This is a genomic window from Streptosporangium sp. NPDC049248 (assembly GCF_040678965.1).
GTDB lineage: Bacteria > Actinomycetota > Actinomycetes > Streptosporangiales > Streptosporangiaceae > Streptosporangium > Streptosporangium fukuiense.
Map to the genome: position 1 here is coordinate 185852 of NZ_JBFAQY010000004.1, position 13533 is coordinate 199384.

At 72.3% G+C, this 13533-nt stretch carries 11 protein-coding genes and 1 riboswitch; of the genes, 3 read left to right on the plus strand and 8 right to left on the minus strand.

Going from position 1 to position 13533, the window contains the following annotated elements:
• Nucleotide 1: 1 nt before the first annotated feature.
• On the plus strand, nt 2-1120 hold the full coding sequence (gene galK / locus AB0K21_RS10080; protein WP_343976417.1) for a galactokinase: 1119 nt from the start codon (nt 2-4) through the stop codon (nt 1118-1120).
• 10 nt (nt 1121-1130) lie between these two features.
• On the opposite strand, the gene AB0K21_RS10085 is transcribed toward galK, so the two are convergent.
• Entirely contained in the window at nt 1131-2714 is a 1584-nt protein-coding gene (locus AB0K21_RS10085) for a methionine--tRNA ligase (protein ID WP_364149114.1), read from the minus strand.
• Nucleotides 2715-2829: 115 nt separating this feature from the next.
• A complete protein-coding gene (locus tag AB0K21_RS10090) occupies nt 2830-3402 on the minus strand; it encodes a MarR family winged helix-turn-helix transcriptional regulator (RefSeq protein ID WP_343976423.1) in 573 nt (190 codons plus the stop codon).
• 158 nt (nt 3403-3560) lie between these two features.
• Here AB0K21_RS10090 and AB0K21_RS10095 point away from each other — a divergent pair, with 158 nt between their 5' ends.
• Nucleotides 3561-4817 carry an MFS transporter gene (locus AB0K21_RS10095; RefSeq protein ID WP_343976426.1) on the plus strand — a complete coding sequence of 419 codons (1257 nt, stop codon included), beginning with the start codon at nt 3561-3563 and terminating at the stop codon, nt 4815-4817.
• Here the strand turns inward: AB0K21_RS10095 and AB0K21_RS10100 are convergent.
• From AB0K21_RS10100 to AB0K21_RS10120, 5 genes are read right to left on the minus strand one after another with little or no spacing between them, the layout of a single operon-like run.
• Nucleotides 4763-6436, minus strand: a complete 1674-nt coding sequence (locus tag AB0K21_RS10100; protein WP_343976430.1) for an ABC transporter ATP-binding protein — start codon at nt 6434-6436, stop codon at nt 4763-4765. The genes AB0K21_RS10095 and AB0K21_RS10100 overlap by 55 nt on opposite strands.
• Nucleotides 6433-7302 (minus strand): ABC transporter permease, encoded by an 870-nt coding sequence (locus tag AB0K21_RS10105; RefSeq protein ID WP_343976433.1) that lies wholly within the window; start codon nt 7300-7302, stop codon nt 6433-6435. Before AB0K21_RS10105 ends, AB0K21_RS10100 begins: the two co-directional genes overlap by 4 nt.
• A 46-nt stretch (nt 7303-7348) precedes the next feature.
• Complete coding sequence (locus AB0K21_RS10110; protein WP_364149117.1) at nt 7349-8320, minus strand: ABC transporter permease; 972 nt, start codon at nt 8318-8320, stop codon at nt 7349-7351.
• Nucleotides 8317-9942 (minus strand): ABC transporter substrate-binding protein, encoded by a 1626-nt coding sequence (locus tag AB0K21_RS10115; protein ID WP_343976438.1) that lies wholly within the window; start codon nt 9940-9942, stop codon nt 8317-8319. The genes AB0K21_RS10110 and AB0K21_RS10115 overlap by 4 nt, the downstream gene beginning before the upstream one ends.
• 26 nt (nt 9943-9968) lie before the next feature.
• On the minus strand, nt 9969-11726 hold the full coding sequence (locus AB0K21_RS10120; RefSeq protein ID WP_343976441.1) for an FAD/NAD(P)-binding protein: 1758 nt from the start codon (nt 11724-11726) through the stop codon (nt 9969-9971).
• Nucleotides 11727-11851: 125 nt separating this feature from the next.
• Nucleotides 11852-11964: riboswitch (SAM riboswitch) on the minus strand.
• Nucleotides 11965-12016: 52 nt separating this feature from the next.
• Between AB0K21_RS10120 and AB0K21_RS10125 the strand changes: the two genes are divergently transcribed.
• Entirely contained in the window at nt 12017-12538 is a 522-nt protein-coding gene (locus AB0K21_RS10125; RefSeq protein WP_343976444.1) for a DUF402 domain-containing protein, read from the plus strand.
• A gap of 25 nt (nt 12539-12563) precedes the next feature.
• Here the strand turns inward: AB0K21_RS10125 and AB0K21_RS10130 are convergent, their stop codons facing one another.
• Nucleotides 12564-13337: an enoyl-CoA hydratase-related protein gene (locus AB0K21_RS10130; protein ID WP_343976446.1), complete on the minus strand. Its 774-nt coding sequence runs from the start codon at nt 13335-13337 to the stop codon at nt 12564-12566.
• Nucleotides 13338-13533: the final 196 nt, after the last annotated feature.

Here is a 13533-nt window from a genome sequence, read left to right on the forward strand (position 1 = left end):
CATGCGCGTTGTTGAAGCTTTCCGGGAGTCGTACGGAACGGAGCCCGCCGGGGTGTGGCACGCGCCGGGGCGGGTCAACCTGATCGGGGAGCATACCGACTACAACGACGGATTCGTGCTGCCGTTCGCGGTGCCGTGGGGGGTGACCGCGGCGGTCTCGCCGCGCGAGGACGGGGTGATCCGGCTGCGGTCGTTGCAGGTGGACGAGCCGGTCACGCTCGCGACGCCCGACCAGGCCGAGGGCTGGACCCGCTACGTGGCCGGGATGTTCTGGGTGCTCCGCGGGGCCGGGCACCAGGTCGGAGGCGCGGATGTGGTGATCGACGGGGACGTGCCCCAGGGGGCGGGGCTGTCGTCGAGCGCGGCACTTGAGGTGGTCGTCGGTATCGCGCTGAACGAGCTGTACGAGCTCGGCCTCACCAAGATGGAGGTCGCACTGGCCGCGCAGAAGGCCGAGAACGACTTCGTGGGCATGCCGTGCGGGATCATGGACCAGGCGGCCTCGGCCCTCGCGGAGGAGGGAAAGGCCCTGTTCATGGACTGCCGGAGCCTCAGCACCAGGAACATCCCGTTCGACCTGGCGAGCCACGGCCTCCAGTTGCTCATCATCAACACCGGGGTGCGCCACGAGCTCCCCGACGGGCAGTACGCCCGCCGCCGCCGTGACTGCGAGAACGCCGCGAAGCACCTGGGCCTGGACGCGCTGCGCGACATCACCGACCTGGGTGGCGCCCTCGCCAGGCTGAGCGGCGACGAGCGCAGGCGCACCCAGCACGTGGTGACGGAGAACCACCGGGTCGAGGCGGTGATCGGGCTGCTGCGGGCCGGGGCGGTACGGGAGATCGGCGCCCTGCTGAACGCCTCCCACCTGTCGCTGCGCGATCAGTTCGAGGTGTCCTGCGCCGAGCTGGACGTGGCCGTGGAGTCGGCGGTCAGGGGCGGTGCCCGGGGGGCCCGGATGACCGGCGGCGGGTTCGGCGGCTCGGCGATCGCACTGGTCACCGACGAGCGGGTGGAGTCCGTGCGGGAGGCCGTCACCCGTGCCTACGCCGAACACGGCTGGGCCGCACCGGAGATCTATCCGGCGCCCCCGGCGGCGGGAGCCCGGCGACTGATCTGAGCGACCCGCCTCACCCGCCGGACCTCCTCGCGGGAACGGTGTCCGAGTGCGGCGAGGGTACGGATGACATCAGCCGCTGTTCCACGCGGGCCGGGGCGGGGCCCCGGGGGCGGTGGTGCGGGAAGAGCGGGACCGGGTCGGCGAGCCGCTCTCCCCGGCACTGGCCGGCGATCCGCGCCGAGGCGTCCGGGAGGAAGGGGGCCAGCAGGTCCGCCAGTTCCCGGCAGGTGGCGACCAGGGTGCCGAGGACCGCGTCGAGCCGGGGCGAGCCCTCGCGGGCGAGGCGCCACGGCTCGGTGCGGTTGACGTACCGGTTGGCCTCCTCGGCGACCGCGTAGACGGCGGCGGTGGCCGCGCGGAAGTCGAACGCCTCCAGGGCCTCGTGCACCGCGCCTCGGGCCTTGCCTCTGACCTCGTCCAGAGCCGTCTCACGCTCCTCGGGCACGATCCCGCCCCGGTAGCGGTGGACCATGCTGACCACCCGGTTGACGAGGTTGCCCAGCCCGTCGGCCAGCTCGCCGTCGTGGCGGGCGATGAGCCGCCTCGCGGTGAAGTCGACGTCGCCGACCCTGGGCACCTCGCGCAGCAGCCACCACCTGACCGCGTCCACGCCGTAGGCCTCGACGAGCCCGATCGGGTCGACGGCCGAGAGCTCTGTTCCCGTAGGGCCGTCACCGGAGTGGCCGGGACCGCCGGAGAGGGCCGATTTGCTGATCTTCCGGCCGTCCACGGTCAGGTAGTCGTGGACCAGGATGTCCGTCGGCGGCACCTCCCCCGCCGAGAGCAGCATCGCCGGCCAGTAGACCGCGTGGAAGCGCAGGACGCCCTTGCCGAGCACATGGATCCGCCGGTCGGCGCCGGACCACCAGTCGTCGTGCTCTCCTTTCGCGTAGTCCAGCGCGGTCAGGTAGTTGCCGAGCGCGTCCCACCACACGTAGATCACCTGTCCGGGATCGCCCGGCACCGGGATGCCCCAGCCGCGCGCCCGCGCCTGGGAACGGGAGACGCTGAAGTCGGACAACCCCGCGGCGATGAAGGCCAGGATCTCGTTGCGGCGCTCGGCGGGCTCGACGCGAATGCGGCCGCTGTCGATCAGGCCGTATAGCTCGTCGCGGTAGCGGGACAGGCGGAAGAACCAGTTCTCCTCGGACACCCGCTGGAGCGGGGCGTCGTGCTCGGGGCACTGCTCGTCGGACGGGTAGAACTGCTCGCAGCCGACGCAGTAGAGGCCCTCGTAGTGCCTGCGGTACAGGTCGGCGGAGCAGGCCCGCCAGAACCGCTCGACGCCGGGCCGGTGCCGGGGGTCGGCGCTGGTCCGGATGAAGTCGTCGTAGGAGAGCGAGAGCGGTCCCGCCAGCCGGGCGAACTCGGCGGCGTTGCGGTCGACGAGATCCCGTACGGCGATCCCCTCGGCCTCGGCGGCCCGCACGTTCTTGAGCGAGTTGTCGTCGGTGCCCGTCTGGAACCTGACCTCGTCGCCGAGCAGGCGGTGGTGCCTGGCGAGCACGTCCACCTGAACGAGCTCCAGGGCGAAGCCCAGGTGGGGACGGGCGTTGACGTACGGGATGGTCGTGGTGAGCAGGATTCGGGACATCGGAACCTCCGCTGGAGCCCGAAAACAGATCGAGGCCCCGTTTCAGGGCCTCAAGAAGACGTCAGGTGACCCCGGCTGCGGGGAAGAGCATCACCAGGAAGGTCATGCTCTCATGCTAACCACCCGTTCCCCGTTTCGACATGCGGTTTTCCGCGTCCGGGCCTGACGGCCAGTCGGGCATGAGCGGCGGTCCGTCCGCCTCCGCCGCGCGGACCATCCGGCGCAGCAGGTCGTCGAGGAGCTCACGGTCGCCGGGGTCGAGCGGGGCGAGCAGGGCCTGCTCCTCCAGGCCGCCGTCGTCCATCCGCTCCTGCCAGATCGCGCGCCCGGCCGGGGTCAGCGCGACGAGCAGGCGGCGGCGGTCGCCGGGGTCGTGCACGCGGTCGACGTATCCGGCCTGCTCCAGCCGGTCGAGCCGGTTGGTCATCGTGGCCGGGTGGGTGTCGAGCCACTCGGCCAGCAGCGACGGAGTCGCCCGGTAGGGCGGCCCGGCCGCGACCAGGTGGTGCAGGACCTGGAACTCCCAGTGCTTGAGTCCTCCGGCGGCCAGCCACCTGTCCTTGTTGCGCCTGAGCAGCCGCACGATCATCTGCATCCGGGTGAAGATCCCCTCGATCTGCGGGTCGAGGTCGGACAGCTCCCTGGACCAGTGCGTGATGTGCCGATCGACGGAGTCAGGCTCTGACATGCCCACAGGGTAACGCGGTCCTCGCCGCGGCGACCGGGCTCGGCCCCGGCGGCCCTGGCGGGCCGGTGCACCGATGCCTCCCCGGCATCACGCGGCGCTCCGCCGATCCTTCATTTATACGGATGCATATATTTTGGTTTCGTAGTAATTTCGCTCCCATGACCCCCCTGCGAGACTCCTGGGCCCCCTTACGGGACCCCCGCTTCCGCCTGCTGTGGGCCGGCCAGACCCTGTCGAGCCTCGGCGACTCCGTCACCTCGGTGGCCCTCGCGCTGGCGATCGTCACCGCGACCGGCTCGGTCACCGACCTCGGGGTGGTGCTGGCCGCCCAGTCGATCGCCATGGTGACGCTGATGCTGCCCGGCGGCGTCTGGGCCGACCGGCTGCCACGCCGTCGCGTGATGATCGGCGCGGACGTGGTCTGCGGCCTCGCCCACGCCGCCATGGGCGTCGAGCTGGTCACCGGCACCGTCGACATCGTCCACCTGGCGGTGCTGGCCGCGATCTCCGGTGCCGGTTCCGCGTTCTTCCGGCCCGCCACGACCGGTCTGGTGCCCGCCACCGTGGCGGCCGAGCACCTCCCAGGGGCCAACGCGCTCATGGCGATCGCCCAGCGCGGGTCCATACTGCTCGGCCCCGGAATCGCCACCGCCCTCGCGCTGACCGCCGGACCCGGCTGGGCGTTGCTGCTGGACGCCGCGACCTTCGCCGCCAGCGCGGTGCTGCTCGGCCGCCTCCGGCTCGGGCCGATCCCGCCGGTGCCGCACGAGCGGTTCGCCAGGCAGCTCGCCGAGGGCTGGGCGCTGCTGCGCGGCCACCGGTGGTACTGGACGAACCTCATCGGCCACTCACTGTGGAACCTGGCCCGCTGCGCCCTGATCACGATCGGGCCGGTGATCGCCGTCACGGGCCTCGGCGGCGAACTCGCCTGGGGCACGATCGTGCAGGGCGGCACGGTCGGCGCCCTCTGCGGCGCACTGCTGGCACTCCGGGCGAGGCCCCGGCGCCCCCTGGTGGTGGCCAACATCGCGCTCGCGCTCGGCGCACTCCCTCTGGTCCTGCTCGCCGCCGGCGCGCCCGCGCTCGCCGTCGCGGTGGCCTACGGGCTGGCGACCGGTGGCCTGGCGTTCATGTCCCCGCTCTGGGAGACGGCCGTGCAGGAACACATCCCCACCGAGGCGATCTCCCGGGTGTCCGCGTACGACTGGCTGCTCTCCCTCGGGCTGACGCCCCTCGGCATGGCCCTGGCCGGACCGTTGGCCGGCGTGACGGGCGCGGCGACCACCCTCTACGGGGCGGCGGCGCTGCTGGCCGTCTCCTGCCTGGGCGTGCTGCTCCTGCCCGACGTCCGCGGCCTTGGTCAGGGTCCGGCGGAGACCAGCTTGGGCACCGCGCCGAGCAACTCGCGGGTGTAGTCGTGCTGGGGCAGGAAGAACACCTCGTCCACGTACCCCTCCTCCACGACCCACCCGGCGCGCATGACCAGCACCCGGTCCGCGACGTGGTGGACCACCCCCAGGTCGTGCGAGATGAAGATCATCGCGGTCCCGTCCGCCGCCTGGATCTCCGCGAGCAGATCGAGGACCTGTGCCTGGATCGACACGTCCAGCGCGGAGACCGGTTCGTCGCAGACGAGCACGTCGGGGCGGGTGGCCAGCGCCCTGGCGATGGCCACCCGCTGGCGCTGGCCGCCCGACAGGCGCCGGGGATGGTGTCCCGCGACATCGGCCGGTAGCCCGACCCGGTCGAGCAACTCGGCCACCCGGTCCTTCCGCCACGAGGCCGGGGCCCCGCGACGGGAACCGCTCCCGAAAGAGGCCCCGCGGTGGGATCCGCTCCCGGAGGAGGCGCCGCGGAGCGGTTCGGCGACCAGGCGGCCCACCGTGTAGCGGGGGTCGAACGACCCGAGCGGGTTCTGGGAGATCACCTGGATCCGGGACCTGCGGGTGCGTCGTCCGCGCTCGGGGATGCCCGACCAGGGCTCACCTCCCAGCAGCACCTCTCCCGAGGTGGGTTCGAGCAGGCCGAGGACGAGCCGGGCCACCGTGGTCTTGCCGGAACCGGACTCCCCCACGATGCCGAGCGTCTCGCCGGGAAAGACCTCGAAGGACACGTCGTCGACCACGGTGCGCGAGCCGTACGCGGCGGAGAGCCCCGAGGCCTCCAGAATCGGCGCGGCGTGGTCCACGGTCCGCTCCGGCAGCGGGGTGCGCAGCGCGACGCCCCCGGCGGCGATGGCGGACAGCCGGGTGCCACGCGAGATCGCGGAGGGTACGGCCGCGAGCAGCAGCCTGGTGTAGTCGTGCCGGGGCAGCGCCAGCACCCGCCCCGTCTCCCCCTCCTCGACGATCACCCCGTCCTTCATGACCAGTACCCGGTCGGCGATGGCGGAGACCACGGCGAGGTCGTGACTGATCATGAGCAGTGCGGTCCCGGTGGCCTTGCGGGCGGCGAGCAGGCGCAGGATCTGGGCCTGTACGGTGACGTCGAGCGCCGTCGTCGGCTCGTCGGCGATGATCAGTGGTGGGTCGGCGGCGATGGCGGAGGCGATCAGGGCCCGCTGGCGCAGCCCCCCGGACAGCTGGTGGGCGTACTGCCGGGCGCGCACCTCCGGTTCCGGCACCCCGACCGCGTCCAGCAGCTCGATCACCCTTTCCCTCCTGGCCGCGCGAGGTACGACATCGTGGGTGGCGAGCACCTCGGCGATCTCGTCGCCGACGGTGCGGAGCGGGTCCAGCGAGGTCAGCGCGTCCTGGAGCACCAACCCGGCGAACCGGCCGCGCAGCCGCCGCCAGTCCCGGGCGCCGAACCCGAGCGCGTCCCGGCCGTCGACCGTGAACCGGGAGGCGGTGACCGAGGCGCCGGGGCCGGTCAGCCCGACCAGTGTCCTGGCCGTGACGCTCTTGCCCGAACCCGACTCCCCGACGATCGCCACGCACTCGCCGGCCTCGATCGACAGGCTCACCCCCCGTACGGCCTCCACCCCGGCCCCGGGGAAGCCGACCCGCAGGTCCTCGATGTCGATGAGGCTCATCGGTCTCTCCCTTCGAAACGGCGCTGCAGGCGGCGCCCGACGAGCGTCAGGCTGATGACGGTCAGGGTGACGGAGAGCCCGGGGAAGAGCACGGTCCACCAGGCGACGCGCAGGTAGTCACGGGCCTCCGACAGCATCGAGCCCCACTCGGGGCTGGGCGGCTGCGGCCCCATGCCGAGGAAACTGAGACCGGAGGTGGCGATGATGGCGGTGCCCATGCCGATCGTGGCGAGCACCGGCAGCGGACCCAGCACGTTGGGCAGCACATGGCGCGCGACCAGCACCGGCCTGGCCAGGCCGAAGGTGACCGCCTGCTCCACGTAGCCGGAGCGGCGCACCACGAACGTCTGGGCACGGATCACCCGGGCGTAGTTGGGGATCTGCGCGATGCCGATCGCGAGGATCACGTTGCCGGTTCCCGGACCGGTGACGGCGATGACCAGCAGGGCGAGCAGCAGTTCCGGAAAGGTGGCCACCACGTCGAACAGGCGGCCGAGCAGCTCGTCGAGGTAGCGGGGGGACAGTCCGGCCAGGACACCCAGCAGGGCACCCGCCCCGGCTGCGAGGCCGATGGCCGCGGCGCCGATGCTCAACGAGTGCCCGGCGCCGTGGACGACGCGCGACAGCACGTCACGGCCGAGGTGGTCGGTGCCGAACCAGTGCTCGGCGCTCGGCCCGGCGAGCGCGTGCAGCGGGTCGGCGGCCAGCGGGTCGACGCCGGTCAACAGGCCGGGCGCGACGGCGGCGACCGCGGCCACCGCCAGGAACAGCAGCGGCACCGCCGACGGCACCCTGAAGGCGTACCTGCGCCGCACCGGAACGGGGGCCGCGGTCACGACACCGGGAATCTCGGCGACCGTCGTCATCGGCTCCTCCCCGGACGGTACGGCGGCCGGGGCAGCATCGGCATCTTCATCTGCTCCTCCTCAGGCGGGGGTCGATCGCGAGGTAGGCGAGGTCGACGATCGTGCTGGCCGTCACGTAGACGAGGGCGGAGATCAGCACGACCGCCATCACCAGGGGCAGGTCCTTGCTGTTCACCGCGCCGACGGTGACCTGGCCGAGCCCGGGGCGGCCGAACACGGCCTCCACGATGATCGCGCCGCCGAGCAGGGCGCCGGTGAACCAGCCGGTGAGGGTGACGGCGGGGAGCAGCGCGTGCCGCAGAGCGTGCCCGGCGACGAGCCGCCACTCGGTGATGCCGCGCGAGCGCGCGGTCACCGCGAACGGCTCCTCCAGCGCGCGTTCCAGGCCCTCGCGGAGCACCTGCCCGAGCACCCCCGCGATCTGCAGGCCGAGCGCCAGTCCCGGCAGTACGAGCGAGACGAACCCCCGGTCCCCGGAGACGGGGAACCAGCCGAGGGTGAAGGAGAAGACGGCGAGCAGCAGGATGCCGACGAGGAACGGCGGCACCGAGACGACGGCCAGTTCGGAGAGCCCGACCAGACCGCCGAGCCAGGACCGGCGCCCGGCGGTGGCCAGGGCGAGCACCAGGGCGAGCAGCACCCCGAAGGCCGCGGCGGTGAGCGCCAGCTGGACCGTCGGCCAGATCTGGGAGGCCAGGATCTCCCCCACACCGCGCTGCAGGACGTAGGAGTGGCCCAGGTCGCCCTGGAGGAGGCGGAGCAGGTAGTCGCCGTACTGCTGGAGCGGTGAGCGGTCCAGTCCCCACTCGGCGATGATCTGCGCCCGCCGCTCGGGGGTGTCGAGGCCGTCGCCGATCAGCACGTCGATCGTGTCTCCGGGGGCGAGCATCAGCGCGAGGTAGGCCGCGGTGGCGGCGGCCCAGAGCACGGCGACGCCCGCTCCGAGCCGCCTGGCCACCGGGCCGAGCCACCCGGCGGCGGCCAGCCCCCGCCGCCGGGTGAGTGTGAGGGTGCTCATGTCCCGATCCGGACGTCGTAGGCACTGTTGGGGGTGCCGGAGACCGGCTCGAAGGTGATGCCGGTGACACCCGCGCCGTAGGCGATCTGGTCGGCGGGCACGTACAGCGGGAGCAGCAGTGCCTCGTCCGTGACCACGATCTTCTGCACCTTGGCGTAGAGCTCCTTGCGCTCGGCGAGGTCGGAGGTCGCCGACGCGTCGGTGAGCAGCCTGTCCAGCTCCGCGCTCTCGTACCTCGTACGGTTGATCGCCGCGCCCTTCGGCAGGATCAGGTTGAGCGCCGCCCCGACGTCGGTGTCGCCGCGCGAGTTCTCGAAGATCTCGTACTCGTTCTCGTCGGCGGCCTGCTGCGCGGTGCCCTGGTCCACGAGCTTGATCTGGAAGTCGATACCCGCGTGTCGCTTGACCGCCGCCTGGACGGCCTGGGCGAGGACGTCACGGCGGTCGCGGACGAACGGCGCGGCGCTGACCGTGCGGACCGTCAGCCGCCTGCCGTCCTTGACCCGGTAGCCCTCGGCGTCACGTCCGTTCCAGCCGGCCTCGTCGAGCAGCCTGTTGGCCCGCGCCGGGTCGTTGCCGAAGGTGTTCTCCAGCGAGGGGTCGTAGAACCGCGGGCTGCCCTGGCCGATGACGCTCCAGGCTCGCTTGGCGGTGCCCCGGTAGACGGAGTCGAGCACGGCGTCCACGTCGACGGCGTCGCGGAACGCCTCACGGACCCGCTTGTCGTCGAACGGGGGGCGGGAGACGTTGAAGTAGTAGGAGAACGCGCTGCCGGAGTTGAGGCTGGTCTCCAGCGTCAGCTCCGGGTCGCCCTTGATGAGGCCGATCTCGGTGGCGGGCACGCCCTCGATCACCTGTACCTGCCCGGAGGTGAGCGCGCCGACCCGCACCGCCGCCTCGGGCAGGAAGCGGTAGGTGACCTCGGCCAGGTGTGCCGGCCCCTGGTGGGCGGCGCCGGCGGGCGGCCAGTCGTAGTTCGGGTTGCGCCGGTAGTGGACCTCCTGGCCGGGAGTGAACCGGTCGAGGATGAACGGCCCGGTGCCGACCACGTCGACCCCGCCCGCCTTGAGGTCCTTGGCGTTCTTCAGCGACTTCGGGGAGACCTGGCCGGCGAGCGGGGAGGAGAGGAAGTCCAGGAACAGTCCGTCCGGGGCCTTCAGCGTGACCTTCAGGGTGTACGGGGCGCTCACCTCGGCGTGGTCGAAGTTGCGCAGCTGGATGGCGCTGACCGCCGCGTTGTAGCCGGGCGAGACGAGCTGGTCGAGGTTGGCCTTCACCGAGGCGGCGTCGAACCTCTCACCGTCGTGAAAGGTCACGTCGTCGCGGAGCTCGAAGGTGTAGGTCAGGCCGTCCTTGGAGACCTGCCAGGAGGTGGCCAGCCACGGCAGGAAATCGCCGTTCGCGCCTCGGGCGATCAACGCGTCGAACTGGTTGTGGACCAGCAGGCGCGCCTTGTTCTGGCCCCACTGGTGCGGGTTGAAGGTGATCGGCTGCGTCTCGACGGCCCAGACGAGCGACCCTCCGTCGCCGCCGGCCGCCACGGCCGGGGCCCCGCTCTCGGCTCCGCACGCCGCCAGCGCCAGCACCCCGGCGAGGGTCAGGGCGCCCCATCGCAACTTCACTCTCTTCTCCTTCGAGACCTGGCGGTTCATGCGACGTGCCTTCTTATCTGGGTGCCGACCGCCTCGGACAGGACGATCCGGGCGAGGGCGTCGGCGTGGCGGAAGAGCGGGGCGTTGAGGCGGGGTCTGGCGAAGCCGCCGGTGGCCTGGCCGCCGACGACCCAGGGACCGAAGGCGAACCTGCGCGAGTGCGGGGTGCCGGACCTGTCGACCAGGCGGCGGTCCGCGGCCCGCACGTTCACCAGCCCCGACTTCTCGTCGAGCTCGCCCCGGTCGCGGAGCGCGCCGATGAGCGGGTCGGTGGCCCGGCTCACGCTGGGCGCGGGCAGCCTGGCCTCGACGAGGGTCGTGGCCGTCACGCCGCCGGGCACGGTGGGGCTCTGCGCCCGCCAGCGCCCGTCGTGGTGGTCGACCTTGAGGTCGGCGCCGAGGAAGGTGACCACCCCCGCCCTGGCCAGGGCGCGCAACTCCTCAAGACGGGGGCCGGGCGGGCCGCTGGCGATGTAGCTGAAGAACCCGTGGAACCACGGGTCGGAGACGCCCAGCTCGGCCAGGACGCCGTAGACGGAGATCAGCCCGAGGATCAGGGCGTGGTCGGCGCTGTGCGCCGGGTCGGCGCGCCGCTCCAGGTCGGCCGCGAGGTAGCCGTGCATCCACTTCTGCAGCCCCGCCCGGTCGCCGAACCTGATGCCCGCCAGCGGCCGGTCGAGCCGGTCGAGGTCGAGCCGGTCCAGGTGCCGGGGCACGGCCGTACGGATCAGCTTGCGGATGCCCGGGCTGCGCCACTCCTCGTCGGCGAACGCCTCCGCGAACGCCGCCCAGTCCAGCCTGGCGCGCTCGGGGTGGGCGGTGAGGAGCTCGTGGTAGTACGCGAAGGCGAGCTCCTTGGCGACCAGCGGCCACACGTCCCGGCGGAAGTTCCACGGGCCCTCGCCCAGCGCCTCGCGGGTGAGGAAGCGCGGCACCGGCGGGCGTGCGCCCCCGAAGGGGTAGCCGGTCTTGGAGTGGTACGGCACGCCGCGCCGTGATCCCACGTGCAGCAGGGGCTCCCGCCCGCCGGGCAGGTAGACCAGTTCCCCGTCGTACTCGCGGACGAACCGGCCGCCCCGGCCCGAGGTGAGCAGCACCATCAGGTCGACGAAGGCCAGCCCCATCCCCCGCACGATCACCGGCTCTCCGGCGGGGATGCCGTCCAGGTCGAGGTCGGCCGCGTATCCGGTGGGCAGGTAGCGCAGCCCGCCGCGCACGGCCAGGTCGGCCAGCGCCCGTTCCTCCCCGTTCGGGGTCACGTCGCCGTGCCCCTGGGCCAGGATCACCGCGTCGACCTCGATCGTCCGGCCGTCCTCCAGCCGTACCGCCTGGCCGTCGGGGATGTCGGCGAGGTCGACGGCGCGGGCCGGATGCACGTGCACCCTGACCCCGCGCGGGGCGGTCTCCACCGCGTGCCTGAAGACGTGGGAGAGGTAGCCGTTCTGCGCCGGGCGGGAGGCGAAGGTGCCCGGGTCCCCGCCGAGCCACTCGGCCAGCGTGGGGCCTGGACGGATCGGCCCCTCACAGCGCACCGACTCGTCGGTGAAGAGCGTCACGTCGGCGGCCGCGGAGTTCATCCAGAGCAGCTCGGGCTGGTCACGGCGCCAGACGCGGCCGCCGCCCGGCGGGTGGGGGTCGATCACGTGAACGTCGAGCGAGGGCCAGCCGAGCAGGTCGGCGGCGTTGGCGCAGATGCGTTCCACCAGGCAGGTGCCCGTCGGGCCGGCACCGACGACGGCGATCGAGGCGCTCATGCGGCGGCTCTGCGGTGCGGCCGGTAGTGGCCGTGGGTGTCGGGGTCGACGGGGCTCGCGCAGTTCAGTGTGCTGGTCTTCGACATGTGGCACTCCCGGACATGTCTCGGTGACCCCGGTGAGGGGGTCCGCGCTTGCGGCACGCCGACCGTGCCGCCAGGTCTCCCCCGGGGGCACCCCGCCGCGGTGCGAGGGTTGCCGGTCAGCCAGCCGGGGCTTCGCACTGACACTCTTAACCTATTTAGAAGGTAGGAAATACATAGATCTCTGTCAAGGCTTAATGTTGGGGAATGTCCTATGAGACGGTGAAGGTGGTCTACCGCAAATACGACGGGTCACTGCACTGGCACCACAGCGGTCTCCTGCTCGGCGAGGACGAGCACGGGGTGTGGACCGGCTGCGCGGCCAACTCCGTCGGCCGCAAGGGCCACGGACCCGAGGTGGCCTCCCCGCATGCCTTCGTGATGCTCTTCCCCCGCGACGCCTGGTGGACCGCCGCCTTCAACTCCGCCCCGCACAAACACGAGATCTACTGCGACATCTCCACCGTGCCACGGTGGAGCGACGGCGAGGTCACCATGGTCGACCTGGACCTCGACGTGATCCGGACGCGCCGCAACCCGGCTAAGGGCCGCGCCTGCCGGGTCTTCCTGGACGACGAGGACGAGTTCGAGGAGCACCGGGTCAGGTACGCCTACCCGCCCGAGGTCGTCCGGAGCGCCCGCGCCTCGGCCGCCTGGCTGATGGAGGCCGTCACCGCCCGCACGGCCCCCTTCGACACCGCTCCGCGCTGGCTCGCCCTGGTCAGCTGAGAGCGCCGGAGCGACTACGGCGTGACTACAGCGGCGGGAAGCCGGGGGCGCGGCGCTCGACGAAGCTGGCGACCCCCTCGGCGAAGTCCGGCCGGGTGAAGGAGTCGACCATCAGGCGTGCCGCGGCCGACTCCGACGCCTCCAGGGTCTGCTGCCAGTCGCCCCAGATCTGACGCTTGATCACGGCCATCGAGGCCGGAGAGCTGTACGTCGCCAGCTCGCGGGCGTAGGCCAGGGTCTCCTCGATCAGCCGCTCTCCCGGCACCGCCCGGTTGGCCAGGCCCAGCTCGCAGGCCTCGGCTCCGGTGAAGGTGCGCCCGGAGAGCAGCAGGTCCATGGCCCTGGCCTGCCCGGCCAGGCGGGGCAGGATCCACGACAGGCCGTACTCCGCGACCAGGCCGCGCCGGGCGAAGGCGGTGGTCCACTTGGCCTCGGCGGCGGTGAAGACCAGGTCGCAGACCAGGGCGTGGACCATGCCGAGCCCGGCGCAGGCGCCGTTGACCGCGGCGATGATCGGCTTACGGATCGTGGTCGGGAAGGTGTTGGGGCGCCGGTCGGGCTCCCCCGCGTACGAGCCGTCCTGGATGGCGGTGAGCGTCCGGAAGTCCGCCCCGGCGCAGAAGCCCTTTCCCGCACCGGTGACCACGATCACCCGGACCTCGGGGTTCTTCTCCGCCTCGGCCAGCTGGTCGAAGTAGCGGCGGCCCATCTCGTCGGTCCAGGCGTTGAGCCGGTCCGGCCGGTTGAACGTCAGCGTCAGCACGCCCCGCTCGATCGACGGCAGCACCAGGTCGACCATCGCATCTCCCTCCCGGAAGCCCCCGGGGCGCTCCCGCACAGGAGCTCCCCACCCGGAGAGCTACAGAATATCGTTCTACACCTTTTCCCTTCCCGGTGTCAGCAGGTGCGAGCGGACCGGGGAGAGGGAGGCCCGCGGGAGCGGGCCGGGCCGCGCCCCACCACGCGGCGGGTCACCGCGGGTGCGGCGCCGGTAC

What these genes read in the sequence shown, in the direction of transcription:
- galK (WP_343976417.1), top strand. Translation starts at nt 2, where the DNA reads ATGCGCGTTGTTGAAGCTTTCCGGGAGTCGTACGGAACGGAGCCCGCC.
- AB0K21_RS10085 (WP_364149114.1), bottom strand. Translation starts at nt 2,714, where the DNA reads ATGTCCCGAATCCTGCTCACCACGACCATCCCGTACGTCAACGCCCGT.
- AB0K21_RS10090 (WP_343976423.1), bottom strand. Translation starts at nt 3,402, where the DNA reads ATGTCAGAGCCTGACTCCGTCGATCGGCACATCACGCACTGGTCCAGG.
- AB0K21_RS10095 (WP_343976426.1), top strand. Translation starts at nt 3,561, where the DNA reads ATGACCCCCCTGCGAGACTCCTGGGCCCCCTTACGGGACCCCCGCTTC.
- AB0K21_RS10100 (WP_343976430.1), bottom strand. Translation starts at nt 6,436, where the DNA reads ATGAGCCTCATCGACATCGAGGACCTGCGGGTCGGCTTCCCCGGGGCC.
- AB0K21_RS10105 (WP_343976433.1), bottom strand. Translation starts at nt 7,302, where the DNA reads ATGACGACGGTCGCCGAGATTCCCGGTGTCGTGACCGCGGCCCCCGTT.
- AB0K21_RS10110 (WP_364149117.1), bottom strand. Translation starts at nt 8,320, where the DNA reads ATGAGCACCCTCACACTCACCCGGCGGCGGGGGCTGGCCGCCGCCGGG.
- AB0K21_RS10120 (WP_343976441.1), bottom strand. Translation starts at nt 11,726, where the DNA reads ATGAGCGCCTCGATCGCCGTCGTCGGTGCCGGCCCGACGGGCACCTGC.
- AB0K21_RS10125 (WP_343976444.1), top strand. Translation starts at nt 12,017, where the DNA reads ATGTCCTATGAGACGGTGAAGGTGGTCTACCGCAAATACGACGGGTCA.
- AB0K21_RS10130 (WP_343976446.1), bottom strand. Translation starts at nt 13,337, where the DNA reads ATGGTCGACCTGGTGCTGCCGTCGATCGAGCGGGGCGTGCTGACGCTG.